Origin of the sequence: Pseudomonas sp. I8001, from assembly GCF_013385345.1 — a bacterium.
GTDB lineage: Bacteria > Pseudomonadota > Gammaproteobacteria > Pseudomonadales > Pseudomonadaceae > Aquipseudomonas.
In genome coordinates this window covers 1-12,448 of record NZ_JACAQC010000007.1, presented here as the reverse complement: position 1 = coordinate 12,448, position 12,448 = coordinate 1, and the positions used below count along the sequence as shown (strand labels likewise).

Annotated in this window: 14 protein-coding genes; 5 read left to right on the top strand and 9 right to left on the bottom strand. The window is 59.5% G+C overall.

The window, feature by feature from the left end; genetic code table 11:
- Complete coding sequence (locus HX839_RS04580; RefSeq protein ID WP_093204494.1) at positions 1 to 696, top strand: lipoate--protein ligase family protein; 696 nt, start codon at positions 1 to 3, stop codon at positions 694 to 696.
- On the opposite strand, the gene crp is transcribed toward HX839_RS04580, so the two are convergent.
- A complete protein-coding gene (gene crp, locus HX839_RS04575; protein WP_003210949.1) occupies positions 693 to 1,337 on the bottom strand; it encodes a cAMP-activated global transcriptional regulator CRP in 645 nt (214 codons plus the stop codon). The two genes, HX839_RS04580 and crp, sit on opposite strands and share 4 nt — an antisense overlap.
- A gap of 250 nt (positions 1,338 to 1,587) precedes the next feature.
- Between crp and HX839_RS04570 the strand changes: the two genes are divergently transcribed.
- Positions 1,588 to 2,010, top strand: coding sequence for an OsmC family protein (locus HX839_RS04570; protein WP_003210947.1), 423 nt, complete (start codon positions 1,588 to 1,590; stop codon positions 2,008 to 2,010).
- A gap of 64 nt (positions 2,011 to 2,074) precedes the next feature.
- Here the strand turns inward: HX839_RS04570 and coq7 are convergent, their stop codons facing one another.
- From coq7 to hemJ, 6 genes are all read right to left on the bottom strand, one after another.
- Complete coding sequence (gene coq7, locus HX839_RS04565) at positions 2,075 to 2,722, bottom strand: 2-polyprenyl-3-methyl-6-methoxy-1,4-benzoquinone monooxygenase (protein ID WP_003210945.1); 648 nt, start codon at positions 2,720 to 2,722, stop codon at positions 2,075 to 2,077.
- A 196-nt stretch (positions 2,723 to 2,918) separates the two neighbouring features.
- Entirely contained in the window at positions 2,919 to 3,257 is a 339-nt protein-coding gene (locus HX839_RS04560) for a histidine triad nucleotide-binding protein (protein WP_003210943.1), read from the bottom strand.
- Between the two features lie 46 nt (positions 3,258 to 3,303).
- The gene (locus tag HX839_RS04555) at positions 3,304 to 4,092 is read right to left on the bottom strand and encodes an SDR family oxidoreductase (protein WP_003210941.1); all 789 of its coding nucleotides are present in this window, start codon (positions 4,090 to 4,092) and stop codon (positions 3,304 to 3,306) included.
- 62 nt (positions 4,093 to 4,154) lie between these two features.
- Positions 4,155 to 5,120, bottom strand: a complete 966-nt coding sequence (locus HX839_RS04550) for a DUF805 domain-containing protein (protein WP_177066793.1) — start codon at positions 5,118 to 5,120, stop codon at positions 4,155 to 4,157.
- A gap of 62 nt (positions 5,121 to 5,182) precedes the next feature.
- Complete coding sequence (locus HX839_RS04545; RefSeq protein WP_177066792.1) at positions 5,183 to 6,151, bottom strand: nitronate monooxygenase family protein; 969 nt, start codon at positions 6,149 to 6,151, stop codon at positions 5,183 to 5,185.
- 24 nt (positions 6,152 to 6,175) lie between these two features.
- Positions 6,176 to 6,604: a protoporphyrinogen oxidase HemJ gene (gene hemJ / locus HX839_RS04540; protein WP_003210937.1), complete on the bottom strand. Its 429-nt coding sequence runs from the start codon at positions 6,602 to 6,604 to the stop codon at positions 6,176 to 6,178.
- 136 nt (positions 6,605 to 6,740) lie between these two features.
- Between hemJ and argC the strand changes: the two genes are divergently transcribed.
- Both argC and erpA read left to right on the top strand, forming a co-directional pair.
- Positions 6,741 to 7,775, top strand: coding sequence for an N-acetyl-gamma-glutamyl-phosphate reductase (gene argC / locus HX839_RS04535; RefSeq protein WP_003210935.1), 1,035 nt, complete (start codon positions 6,741 to 6,743; stop codon positions 7,773 to 7,775).
- 162 nt (positions 7,776 to 7,937) lie between these two features.
- Positions 7,938 to 8,288, top strand: a complete 351-nt coding sequence (erpA, locus tag HX839_RS04530) for an iron-sulfur cluster insertion protein ErpA (RefSeq protein ID WP_003176443.1) — start codon at positions 7,938 to 7,940, stop codon at positions 8,286 to 8,288.
- Between the two features lie 66 nt (positions 8,289 to 8,354).
- Here the strand turns inward: erpA and HX839_RS04525 are convergent, their stop codons facing one another.
- Both HX839_RS04525 and HX839_RS04520 read right to left on the bottom strand, forming a co-directional pair.
- Positions 8,355 to 9,446 carry an anhydro-N-acetylmuramic acid kinase gene (locus tag HX839_RS04525; RefSeq protein ID WP_003210933.1) on the bottom strand — a complete coding sequence of 364 codons (1,092 nt, stop codon included), beginning with the start codon at positions 9,444 to 9,446 and terminating at the stop codon, positions 8,355 to 8,357.
- Positions 9,447 to 9,449: 3 nt separating this feature from the next.
- Positions 9,450 to 10,865 (bottom strand): peptidoglycan DD-metalloendopeptidase family protein, encoded by a 1,416-nt coding sequence (locus HX839_RS04520; protein ID WP_003210931.1) that lies wholly within the window; start codon positions 10,863 to 10,865, stop codon positions 9,450 to 9,452.
- Between the two features lie 211 nt (positions 10,866 to 11,076).
- On the opposite strand from HX839_RS04520, the gene tyrS reads away from it, so the two are divergent.
- Positions 11,077 to 12,276, top strand: coding sequence for a tyrosine--tRNA ligase (gene tyrS / locus HX839_RS04515; RefSeq protein WP_177066791.1), 1,200 nt, complete (start codon positions 11,077 to 11,079; stop codon positions 12,274 to 12,276).
- The last annotated feature ends 172 nt before the right edge of the window (positions 12,277 to 12,448 follow it).

Here is a 12,448-nt window from a genome sequence, read left to right as displayed (position 1 = left end):
ATGACCCAGCCGGTGGCGATGACGGTCGAGGCAGGCCTTAAGGCCGAGCAGGATTTGCTTGCCGCGGTCTGTGCCGGCGAGCAACCGTTCGGCCTGCTGTTCTGGCAGCCCAGCGATCAAGCGTTGGTGATGCCTCGTCGTTTGAGCCGCCTTCCGGCATTCGAGACCGCCAGCCAGGTGTCGGCAGATGCCGGTTGGCCGGTGCTGCTGCGGGAAACGGGCGGTGAGCCGGTTCCGCAATCGGCAGCCACGGTCAATATCGCGTTAGTCTACGCGCCACCACGCAGTGAAGGTGACCAGGGCCGTATCGAAACCGGCTACCAGCGTCTGTGCCAGCCGATTTGCGACCTGCTGATCGAGTTGGGTGGCAACGCGTCGGTGGGCGAGATCGACGGTGCGTTTTGCGACGGTCGCTACAACGTCAACCTTGATGGTCGCAAAATGGTCGGTACCGCCCAGCGCTGGCGCCAGAGTGGCGGGCGCCCGGTGGGGTTGGTGCATGGTGCGTTGCTGCTGGATGACGATCGCGTCGAGTTGATCGCCGCGGTCAATCGCTTCAATGAAGCATGCGGCCTGGAACAACGGGTGCGCGCCGAAAGCCACATCGCCCTGCACGAAGCCTTTGCGGCGCCAGATGCGATTGCCCGGCTTGATACGTTGTACCGTCAGATGCTTGCGAGTTTCCTGCCGGTTTAACGCGTACCGAAGACCACCATGGTCTTGCCTTTGACATGCACCAGGTTGCGTTCCTCCAGGTCCTTGAGCACACGGCCAACCATTTCCCTTGAGCAACCGACGATCCGCCCGATTTCCTGGCGGGTGATCTTGATCTGCATCCCGTCGGGATGGGTCATTGCGTCCGGTTGCTTGCACAACTCCAGCAGGCAGCGGGCAACCCGGCCGGTGACGTCGAAGAACGCCAGGTCGCCGACTTTGCGCGTGGTGTCTCTCAGGCGCTGTGCGATCTGGCCGCTCAGGGCGTACAGAATGTCGGGATCCTGCTGGGCCAGTTCGCGAAATTTCGTATAGCTGATCTCGGCGACTTCGCATTCGACCTTGGCCCGCACCCAGGCACTGCGTTGCTGTTCCTTGCCGGCTTGTTCGAAAAGCCCGAGTTCACCGAAGAAATCACCGGTATTGAGGTAGGCGATGATCATTTCGCGACCATCGTCATCCTCGATCAGGATGGTGACCGAGCCTTTGATAATGAAGAACAGGGATTCCGAGCGCTCGCCCGCGCAGATGATGTTGTGCTTGGCTGGATGACGCCGGCGCTGACAATGCATCAGCAGTTTGTCGAGGTTCTTGATTTTGGGTGTGGGAGTAATAGCAACCATGGTTGTATCCCGAAAAGACTGCACGGTGTTGGTGAGCTTGTTTTTTTATCCAGCGCGATCAACGGCTAAGCTACATCATCCAATGGATGGCAATGCGCCATTGATTTGGCGCCAGCTTAACAGACACATTCTGACTTCATTAGGGAATTTACCCAGCAAACCCTGCTGTTGATCGCTTTCATGGGAAACGCTGCCGGCCCAAAGTGCTGTGCTAAGCTGGCGACCCTTTTTTAGCAGTGGAGTCTGGGCGATGAAGGCACGCATCCAATGGGCGGGCGAAGCCATGTTCCTCGGTGAGTCGGGCAGTGGCCACGTGGTGGTCATGGACGGCCCGCCGGAAGCCGGTGGCCGCAACCTGGGCGTACGCCCGATGGAAATGCTCCTGCTCGGTGTAGGCGGTTGCAGCAATTTCGATGTGGTGAGCATCCTGAAGAAGTCCCGCCAGGCGGTGGAAAGCTGCGAAGCATTCCTGGAAGCCGAGCGTGCCACCGAAGACCCGAAGGTGTTTACCAGGATCCACATGCACTTTGTCGTCAAGGGCCGGGCGTTGAAAGAAGCCCAGGTCAAGCGGGCCATCGAGTTGTCGGCGGAGAAGTACTGCTCGGCCTCGATCATGCTGGGCGCTGCGGGCGTTGCCATCACTCATGATTACGAGATCATTGAGTTGGGCTGATTCTTCAATCGGCAGGCAAAAAGAAAGGGCGCTTGATAGCGCCCTTTTTTGTTTTCTGCTGAAACTAGATGCGGTACGTGCTTTTGGTCATGACCTTGGCCAGCAGGCTCATGCCAAATTTCACCGGTGCCGGGAAGCGGAAGCCGCCCGCGTCCAGCGCGCTTTCGGCGTGATGTTCTTCATCAATGCGCATCTGCTCAAGAATCGCCCGGGACTTTTCGTCTTCAGCCGGCAGTTGCTCGAGGTGTTCATTGAGGTGTTTGCACACCTGATGCTCGGTGGCGGCCACAAAACCCAGGCTGACTTTGTCGCTGATCAGCCCGGCCACCGCACCAATGCCAAACGATAAGCCGTAGAACAGCGGGTTCAGCACGCTCGGATGGCTGTTCAACTGGCGAATGCGTTGTTCGCACCAGGCCAGGTGATCGATTTCTTCTTCGGCGGCATGTTCCATCGCAGCGCGCACTTGCGGCAGCTTGGCGGTCAGGGCCTGGCCCTGGTACAGCGCCTGGGCACAGACCTCACCGGTATGGTTGATACGCATCAGGCCGGCGACGTGGCGGGTGTCGGTCTCGCTCATCTGCGCTTCGGGCCGCACGATGGCGGGCGACGGGCGGTGCGGTTGGCCGCTGAATGGCAGCAGCGTGCGCATGGCCGTATCGGCTTGCAGCAACAGACGATCAATCGGCGAGTAGTGACGTTGGGTAGTCATGCTGACCTCCGGGAAGAATCTCGGCGGCCAGTTTACCGCAAGAGAGGGGGAAGCGTTTGCGCTGGGTCAAATTGCTTGTGTGGCGAGGGAGCTTGCTCGCGCTGGAGTGCGCAGCGCTCTCGTTTTTGGGGCTGCTACGCAGCCCAGCGGGAGCAAGCTCCCTCGCCACAGCAAGCTGCCTCGCCACAGGTAGTGCTCAGCCCGGCGGCCAGTTCATCTGGCGTTGACCCAGAACATGCATGTGGATGTGATAAACGGTCTGTCCGCCATCTTCGTTGCAGTTCATCACCACACGGAAGCCCTTTTCACAGCCTTGCTCAACCGCCAGGCGCTGGGCGGTGAACAGGATATGCCCGGCCAACGCCTTGTCTTCCTCGGTGAGGTCGTTGAGGGTGCGGATCGGCTTTTTCGGAATCACCAGGAAATGCACGGGTGCCATTGGCGCGATGTCGTGGAAGGCCAGGACCTGGTCATCCTCGTAGATGATCTTCGCGGGTATTTCTCTGTTGATGATCTTGGTGAACAGAGTATCCACAGCTGTTTCTCCATTGTGAAAGTGCAGGGTGAGTGTACTCAGGCGATCAGCGCGGGCAATAGGCCTTGTTGATCGCGCCGGCAATCTTGCGGGTCAGCCAGCGCGGGCTCAGGCGCGGGCTGAACGCCAGCCAGCGATTACGCCGGCCGGGAATGATGATGGCTTTGTTCCTGGCCAGCGCACGCACGGTGTAGAGCGCGACTTCTTCCGGGCTCATCAACTGTTGGCTGCGATCCAGCTTGGCGGTGTCCATTTGGGCGGTGCCGAAGAATGCGGTGCGGGTCGGGCCGGGGCAAAGAACGGAAACCTTGATGCCGCAGGTCTTCAGTTCCTCGCGCAAGCCTTCGGAAAAGTGCAGCACGTAGGCCTTGCTGGCGTAGTAAGTGCTCATCCACGGGCCGGGTTGGAACGCGGCAACCGACGCGACGTTGAGAATCTGCCCGCCGCCGTGCAGGGCCATGGCGTTGCCGAGGGCATGGCACATGCGGGTCAGGGCGAGGATGTTGACCTCCATCAGGTCCTGCTCGGTCATCCAGTCCTGCGCCAGGAACGGACCGCTGGTACCGATGCCGGCGCAGTTCACCAGCAGGTCGATTTGCCGCTCGCCTTCTTCCAGTTCCAGCAGGAACCCGGAGAGCCGCAGGGGCTCGCCCAGGTCACAGGCGCGGAACAGCACCTCGACGCCGAAGCGCTGAGTCAATTCGATTGCAATGCTTTCCAACTGATCACGCTGGCGGGCCACCAGAATCAAGCTGCGGCCGCGACGGGCCAGTGCTTCGGCCAAGGCCAGGCCGATGCCGCTGGAGGCACCGGTGATCAGAGCGTAACGGGTCATGCGTTTCTCCATCGCAACGCTACCGGGCCTGTGACAGAGGCGTCACAGGCGTCGGGCGTTTTTCACTGTTGCGTAGAGTCTACAGGTTCGGCTGTGTCGTCAGCACTTTGCACATCGACTTCATCGACGGTGGTGGCCTGGTCGCTGTCGTCATCGGAGTTGATGGAGCTGCTTTCGTAGCTGCCACCTACATCGCTTTCCAGTTGATCCAGGTAGCCGCTCATGCCCACCAACACCGCGCCGGCAAATACCAGCGGAATGAATGCGAGCCACAATGCGGAGAGGATTTTCACCGCAGTGGAGTTACGCGGTGGTGGCGCGCCGTACTGGTTTGCGCCCGTGTTACCGGGGAGGACCATCAGCAGGATCGGGAAGATGCTGCCAACGAAGGGCACCAGGTGCAGGAACCACAGCCAGCCGGACCAGCCCAGGTCATGCAGGCGCTGCACGGTGATCTGTACGCTGACCCACACAGCGGCCACGAGTATGGCAATCCCCACCAGGAAGCCAATGACCATGGCAATCGTCGGAGAGACCGCAGCGATACCAAGTCCGACGGTGAAGAACACGCTTGAGACGAGGAGGATCACCACGCTCAGCACCAGCGTCCACGCCAGGAAGCGCAGGCGTCCGATCCGGCCGTTGACGGTGAATACCTTAAGGGTGGAAAACTCCGGCAGGTTCTCGCCAACCGCGGCCCGGGGCGGGGCGTAAGGCGATGCGGCGGGGCGGGTGTAGTCAGTCGCGCTGCCGGAGTCCGTTTCATGGGTTTCGGCAAGGCTGAAGGCGACCGGCTGCTCTTCTTCTATCCGCGCATCCATCCCGGCGTTTTTCAGCGCTTGCAGATAGGTCTCGGCATCGGCGCGGGAAAGGTCGCGTTTCAGCGCGACCGGGCGGCCGGTGAAAAGCTTTTCGATCGCGTCGACATCACTTTTGAACAACTCGGCGAGGTTCAGCTTGGCGGTGGTGCTTTCGACACCCGGGAGCAATGCGCCATCAAACACAATCTTGAAACGGTTGTCGCTCATGCGGGCATCCTTGTCACTTGAATGGGGAGGCCTGCCTTGATCAGCAGGCTTTGAATCGCGGATCAGCGTGGCCAGCGTTCAGGCAATTGTGCCGCATGCTCGAGCGCCTTGCGGTATTCGGCATCCAGGCGGGCCACGAGTTCATCGACGCTGGGCAAATCATCAATCTCTCCGACGCCCTGGCCGGCGGACCACACGGTCTTCCAGGCTTTGGCTTCGTCGTTGAGTGGCTTGAGCTTGGAGCCAAAATTGACTTCACCCTTGCCTTGCAGCGCGGCGAGGTCGAAACCGGCATTTTCCAGGCTCTGGCGCATGAAGCTTGCGGGAACACCGGAGACGGCTGGAGTGTGCACGATGTCGGCGGCGCGCGATGTGAGCAGCATCTCTTTATAGGCATCCGGGGCATGGCTTTCGGTGGTGCCGATAAAACGCGTGCCGAAATAGGCCAGGTCGGCGCCGAGCAGTTGCGCGGCGAGGATTTCGTGGCCGTGGTTCAGGCAACCGGCGAGCAGCAGGGTTTTGTCGAAGAACTGACGGATTTCTGCGATCAGCGAGAACGGGCTCCAGGTGCCGGCATGGCCACCGGCGCCCGCCGCAACGGCGATCAGGCCATCGACGCCGGCTTCAGCGGCTTTTTCGGCGTGGCGCCGGGTGGTGACATCGTGGAATACCAGGCCGCCGTAGCTATGCACCGCGTCTACCAATTCTTTCACCGCGCCCAGGCTCGTGATGACGATCGGCACCTTGTGCTCGACGCAGATCGCCAGGTCAGCTTCCACCCGCGGGTTACTGTTGTGCACTATCAGGTTGACCGCATAAGGCGCCGGGTTCTCCAGCAGCGCCAGGCCCGCTTCGATTTCTTCCAGCCACGCCTTGAAGCCGCTGCTTTCCCGCTGGTTGAGGGCAGGGAAGCTGCCGACAATCCCGTTGCGGCAGCAGGCCAGCACCAGTTGCGGGTTGGAAATCAGAAACATCGGCGCAGCCACGACGGGCAGGCGCAGACTGTGTTCGAGCGAAGCGGGCAGCGACATTGGAAGTACCCCGAGTAATAGAGATTAGAACGGTTTGACCACGACCAAAATTACGATAGCCAGCAATATCAGAACTGGCACTTCATTGAACCAGCGATAAAAGACATGGCTGCGGGTGTTTTCGCCACGGGCGAAACGTTTTACCTGCGCGCCGCACATATGGTGGTAGCCGATGAGCAGTACTACCAGGGTCAACTTGGCGTGGATCCACCCGCCGGATTGAAAGATGGCCGGGTTGAGGTAGATCAGCCAGCCGCCGAACACCAGGCTGGCGATCATCGCCGGGCCCATGATGCCGCGGTACAGCTTGCGCTCCATCACGCTGAAGCGTTCCTTGCTGATGGTGTCCTCGCTTTGGGCGTGGTAGACGAACAGGCGCGGAAGGTAGAACAGCGCGGCAAACCAGCAGACGATGCTGACGATATGAAAGGCTTTGACCCATAGATAAAGCATTTTTAGTTATTCCCAGGTTCACGGTAGCTGAAGATAGTAGTGGCTCTTGCGTCTACACGTCATGTTGAAGGTTGTCGCAGGACGATACGAACCCTATTATCGACGGCTTTCCAGTGGGTTCGTTGAGGGCAGGTTTATGGTCAAGGTCGGTATCGTCGGCGGCACGGGTTACACCGGTGTCGAATTGCTGCGTCTGTTGGCTCAGCATCCGCAAGCTGAGGTGGTGGTGATCACTTCCCGATCCGAGGCCGGCCTGGCTGTGGCCGATATGTACCCGAACCTGCGAGGCCACTATGACGGCCTGGCGTTCAGCGTTCCGGATATCAAGACCCTGGGCGCGTGTGATGTGGTGTTCTTTGCCACGCCTCACGGTGTGGCCCATGCCCTGGCGGGCGAGTTGCTGGCCGCCGGCACCAAGGTGATCGACTTGTCGGCAGACTTCCGCCTGCAGGACGCCGATGAGTGGGCCAAGTGGTACGGCCAGCCTCACGGTGCACCGCAGTTGCTGGAAGAGGCGGTGTACGGCCTGCCGGAAGTCAATCGTGAGCAGATCAAGCAAGCACGCCTGATCGCTGTGCCGGGTTGCTATCCGACGGCTACGCAGTTGGGTTTCCTGCCATTGCTGGAAGCTGGGCTGGCGGATGCATCGCGGCTGATTGCTGACTGCAAGTCGGGCGTCAGTGGTGCTGGTCGTGGGGCCGCTGTAGGTTCGCTTTACTCCGAGACGTCGGAAAGCATGAAAGCCTATGCAGTCAAAGGCCATCGTCACTTGCCGGAAATTCGCCAGGGGCTGCGTCGTGCTGCGGGCAAGGATGTCGGCCTGACGTTTGTGCCGCACCTGACACCGATGATCCGCGGGATCCACTCCACACTGTATGCGACGGTCGTTGATCGCTCGGTAGACCTGCAGGCGCTGTTTGAAAAGCGCTATGCCAATGAGCCGTTCGTCGATGTGATGCCGGCGGGCAGCCACCCGGAGACCCGCAGCGTGCGCGGTGCCAACGTGTGCCGTATCGCAGTGCATCGTCCACAGGATGGTGACCTGGTGGTGGTATTGTCGGTCATCGACAACCTGGTCAAGGGCGCTTCGGGCCAGGCTGTGCAGAACATGAACATCCTGTTTGGCCTGGATGAGAAGCTGGGCCTGTCCCACGCGGGCATGCTGCCGTAAATTTTCTGCTGTTGCGCAAAGGCCCGTTGATCGGGCCTTTCGTGTTTTTAATGGCCGCTGCGCAGATTGATATACCGTAACAATAGTTGACCGCTTTTCTAGGAGAAGCGGATAATGCCCGCCATCACGCATATGGCGGCGCTACGCCGGGAGATTATCAGCATGAGCGTTGAATCCTTCACCCCCACGGCTTTGCAATTCACCCACGGTGCTGCGCACAAGGTGAAGAGCCTGGTCGATGAAGAGGGTAATGATCGCTTGAAGCTGCGCGTATTTGTTACGGGCGGCGGTTGTTCAGGGTTTCAGTACGGTTTTACCTTCGATGAAGACGTGGCCGATGACGACACCATCGTTGAGCGCGAGGGCGTCAGCCTGGTTGTCGATCCGATGAGCTTCCAGTACCTGGCAGGAGCCGAGGTGGACTATCAGGAAGGTCTGGAAGGTTCGCGCTTCGTGATCAAGAACCCGAATGCCACCACCACTTGTGGTTGCGGGTCTTCGTTCTCGATCTGATCGACAGCGGATATAAAAACGCCGCTTGGCCTTGATAGGGCCAAGCGGCGTTTTGCTGTGTGGGATTCAGGCGGGGTAGATCGCGCCGAGTACACGAAGGCCGCGGGCGCCGGTGACGCTGGGGCGGTTGGCGGCGATGCCTTCCAGGCAGCAATGGGCCAGCCAGGCGAACGCCATGGCTTCGACCCAGTCAGGGTCTACGCCGCAGGTGGCGGTGCTGCTGACCTGGGTCGCCGGCAGCAGGGCGCTCAGGCGGCTCATCAAGGTTGCGTTGTGGGCGCCGCCGCCGCAGACCAGCAGGGTTTCGGTCTGTGGTTGGGCGGTTTGCAGGGATTCGACGATGGTCAGGGCAGTCAGCTCGAGCAATGTGGCTTGCACGTCCTGGGCTGCGAATGGCGGCAATCGTCCCAGGTGATGCTCAAGCCATCCCAGGTTGAAGACTTCGCGACCGGTGCTTTTTGGCCCCTTGGTCACAAAGAACGGATCACTGAGCAATGCCTTGAGTAGCTGGGGTTCAACCTTTCCGCTGGCAGCCCACTGGCCATCGCGGTCGAAGTTCTCGCCGCGTTGCTGGTGAATCCAGGCATCCAGCAGGACATTCCCCGGGCCGCAGTCGAAGCCCGCGACCGGTTTGCCGGTCTCGATCAGGCTGAGGTTGCTGAAGCCGCCCACATTCAGTACGGCGCGGTTGCCCGTACGCTCGCCAAACAGTGCCTCATGAAATGCAGGCACCAGCGGGGCGCCTTGGCCTCCGGCGGCGACATCGCGGCTACGGAAATCACTGACGACGGTGATTTCCGTCAATTCGGTGAGCAGCGCCGGGTTGCCGATCTGCACGGTAAAACCCCGTGCAGGTTCGTGACGAATGGTTTGGCCGTGGCTGCCAATCGCTCGAATGTCCTGGGGCTTGAGGTTCTGCTGATCGAGTAGGGCGTGAATACCTTGGGCGGCAAGCGTCACCCAGTTCTGCTGCGCGAGCGCCGAACGGGCAATCTCGTCCGGGCCGCTGGCGCACAGGCCAAGCAGCTCGGAACGCAGGGATTCAGGCATGGGGATGTAGTGGGTGGCGATCAGCTTGATCGCCGGGCCTTGCTCGATCAGCGCAATGTCCAAGCCATCAAGGCTGGTCCCGGACATCACACCTATATAGAGCGACATGGCTTAGCGCTTCGCCGAAGCCAGGAGAGTAGAGCGCTCCTGGTCCATGCGGGCCATCAATGGCTGGCTCTGCTGCAGGAAGCGAGCGCGCTCGGCCTTGGCGATCGGGTCGGCCATTGGCAGCTTCTGGCCCAGTGGGTCGACGTGCACGCCGTTGACCTGGAACTCGTAGTGCAAGTGCGGGCCGGTGGACAGCCCGGTAGTGCCGATGTAACCGATCACCTGGCCCTGCTTGACGTTGCCGCCGGTCTGGATGCCCTTGGCGAAACCTTGCATGTGGCCATACAGCGTGCGGTAGGTGGCCCCGTGCTGGATGATCACGGTGTTGCCGTAGCCGCCACGGCGACCAGCCAGCAAGACCTTGCCGTCACCGGCAGCCTTGATCGGCGTGCCACGCGGGGCGGCGTAGTCGACGCCTTTGTGAGCGCGAATTTTGTTCAGAATTGGATGCTTGCGACCCATCGAGAAACGCGAGCTAATACGGGCGAAGTCAACCGGGGTACGGATGAACGCCTTGCGCATGCTGTTGCCGTCGGCGGTGTAGTAGCTGCTGTTGCCTTGTTTGTTGGTGTAGCGCACGGCGGTGTAGGTCTTGCCACGGTTGGTAAACCGCGCAGAAAGGATGTTACCGGTGCCGACGACCTTGCCGTTGGCGACCTTCTGTTCGTAGATCACGTCGAATTCGTCGCCCTGGCGAATGTCCTGGGCGAAGTCGATGTCGTAGCCAAACACGCTGGCCATGTCCATGGTCATGCTGTGGGACAGGCCGGCGCGGGCGGCGGACTGCGACAGCGAGCTGTTGATCACGCCGTGTACATAGGCGGAGCGCATGACCGGCTTGGTGGTGATGCGGTTGAACGCAAAGCCCTTGGCGCCTTTGGTCAGGGTGATGCTTTCCAGGTCGCTGACGTTGCTGTGCAGGTTGGTCAACTGGCCGTCGGGCGCCAGTTCGAATTCAAGCTTCTGGCCATGCTTGAGTTGGGTGAATTGCTTGGCCTGCTTGTCGCTTGCCAGTACATCGTTGACCGTCGCGGCGGGGAGGCCGACCTTTTCGAACAGGGTCGAAAGGGTGTCGCCCTTGGCAACAATGACTTCCCGGTGCAGCGGGTTCTTGGGTGCCTCTACTACCGCAGGTTCGGCCTGCGCGGTTTCCTTAGTGTCTTCGGCGCTGCTTTCGATCTGGGCAAACGGCGATTCGGCTGCGCCATTTGTGGCTTGAAGTGCGTCGGAAGCGTCTTGATCTTGTGTCAGTTGCTCAACCGGACTTTCAAGGTCAAGGCTTAGGGTCGTTCGTTTGGCTTCTACGTCGCTGGAAGGAAATACCAGGAGTGCCAGGCTCAGAAGGGCGGCGATCCCACTTGCGGCGAGCAGGTGGGTCTTCGGGTAAAGCGGCGGCGCTTTAGACGGTTCTGTGGTCATAAGTAATTTTGACTTTGAAAAGATGAATTGGAAAAGATGAATGACATGATGAAGATGAAATAACTGTATAAAATATAACCAAATCATCTGTGGTGCAAGCTTGCGAACGCTGGGCTTGCTGAACGGTGTCCGTGCGCAGGGCAAAACTTGTAATTAGTCCCTGATCTTGTATGGTTGGTTCCCTTTTGAATCTGAGCCTTGCGGGTCTGTTATGAAGTCGGTTGAAGAGCAGCTAGCGCTGATCAAACGTGGTGCGGAAGAACTGTTGGTCGAAGCTGAGCTGATCGAAAAGCTCAAGCGTGGCCAGCCCCTGCGTATTAAGGCCGGCTTTGATCCGACGGCGCCGGATCTGCACCTTGGGCATACGGTGCTTATTAATAAGCTGCGCCAGTTCCAGGAACTGGGGCATCAGGTGATCTTCCTTATAGGTGACTTCACCGGGATGATCGGCGATCCGAGCGGCAAGAGCGCTACGCGTCCGCCGCTGACCCGTGAGCAGGTTCTCGATAACGCCGAGACCTACAAGACCCAGGTCTTCAAGATTCTTGATCCGGCCAAGACCGAGGTGGCCTTCAACTCCACCTGGATGGATCAGATGGGGCCGGCGGACTTCATTCGTCTGACGTCCCAATACACCGTTGCTCGCATGCTCGAGCGCGATGACTTCGATAAGCGCTACTCCACCAATCAGCCGATCGCGATCCATGAGTTCCTGTACCCGTTGGTTCAAGGGTATGACTCGGTGGCGTTGTGTGCCGATGTCGAGCTGGGCGGTACTGATCAGAAGTTCAACCTGCTGATGGGGCGTGAGCTGCAGCGTGCGTATGGGCAAGAGGCTCAGTGCATTCTGACGATGCCGTTGCTGGAAGGGCTGGATGGCGTCAAGAAGATGTCCAAGTCCCTGGGTAACTATGTCGGTATCCAGGAAGCGCCGGGTGTGATGTACGGCAAGCTGGTTTCGATTCCGGATGCGCTGATGTGGCGTTACTTCGAACTGTTGAGTTTCCGCTCGATGGATGAGATCAATGCATTGCGTGCTGAAGTGGAAGCTGGGGCTAACCCGCGGGATGTGAAGATCAAGCTGGCTGAAGAGATTGTTGCGCGCTTCCATGGTGAAGAGGCTGCGGCCAGTGCTCACCGTGCTGCGGGTAACCGTATGAAGGATGGCGAGCTGCCGGATGATCTGCCTGAGATTGAATTGACTGCTGGCGAGGCAATGCCGATCGCTGCCGTCCTTAATAAGGCGGGCCTGGTGAAGAACTCGGCGGTGGCGCGCGACCTTCTGGGGTCTGGCGGTGTACGTATAGATGGTGAGGTTGTCGATCGCACCTTTATATACGAACTGGGCGCGACCCACGTTTGCCAGGCCGGCAAGAAGGCATTTGCGCGTATTACGCTTAAATCCGAATAAACCTGAAATTAACTGTTGACGGCGTTTTATATCTGTCTATAATTCGCCCCACTTCCGGCGCAGTCGAAACGGAAAACTCCTTGGTAAACAAAGAGTTATGTAGGTTTCGACAGCGAGTTGCTTCAGATCATCGAAGCCCAGAAGGAGTTAGTAAGGCAGTGTTGTTTGGCCC

Coding starts and splice junctions, on each gene's coding strand:
- coq7 (WP_003210945.1), bottom strand. CDS start 2,722: ATGACTACCCAACGTCACTACTCGCCGATTGATCGTCTGTTGCTGCAA.
- crp (WP_003210949.1), bottom strand. CDS start 1,337: ATGGTTGCTATTACTCCCACACCCAAAATCAAGAACCTCGACAAACTG.
- hemJ (WP_003210937.1), bottom strand. CDS start 6,604: ATGCTTTATCTATGGGTCAAAGCCTTTCATATCGTCAGCATCGTCTGC.
- argC (WP_003210935.1), top strand. CDS start 6,741: ATGGTCAAGGTCGGTATCGTCGGCGGCACGGGTTACACCGGTGTCGAA.
- erpA (WP_003176443.1), top strand. CDS start 7,938: ATGAGCGTTGAATCCTTCACCCCCACGGCTTTGCAATTCACCCACGGT.
- HX839_RS04545 (WP_177066792.1), bottom strand. CDS start 6,151: ATGTCGCTGCCCGCTTCGCTCGAACACAGTCTGCGCCTGCCCGTCGTG.
- HX839_RS04555 (WP_003210941.1), bottom strand. CDS start 4,092: ATGACCCGTTACGCTCTGATCACCGGTGCCTCCAGCGGCATCGGCCTG.
- tyrS (WP_177066791.1), top strand. CDS start 11,077: ATGAAGTCGGTTGAAGAGCAGCTAGCGCTGATCAAACGTGGTGCGGAA.
- HX839_RS04525 (WP_003210933.1), bottom strand. CDS start 9,446: ATGTCGCTCTATATAGGTGTGATGTCCGGGACCAGCCTTGATGGCTTG.
- HX839_RS04550 (WP_177066793.1), bottom strand. CDS start 5,120: ATGAGCGACAACCGTTTCAAGATTGTGTTTGATGGCGCATTGCTCCCG.
- HX839_RS04570 (WP_003210947.1), top strand. CDS start 1,588: ATGAAGGCACGCATCCAATGGGCGGGCGAAGCCATGTTCCTCGGTGAG.
- HX839_RS04520 (WP_003210931.1), bottom strand. CDS start 10,865: ATGACCACAGAACCGTCTAAAGCGCCGCCGCTTTACCCGAAGACCCAC.
- HX839_RS04580 (WP_093204494.1), top strand. CDS start 1: ATGACCCAGCCGGTGGCGATGACGGTCGAGGCAGGCCTTAAGGCCGAG.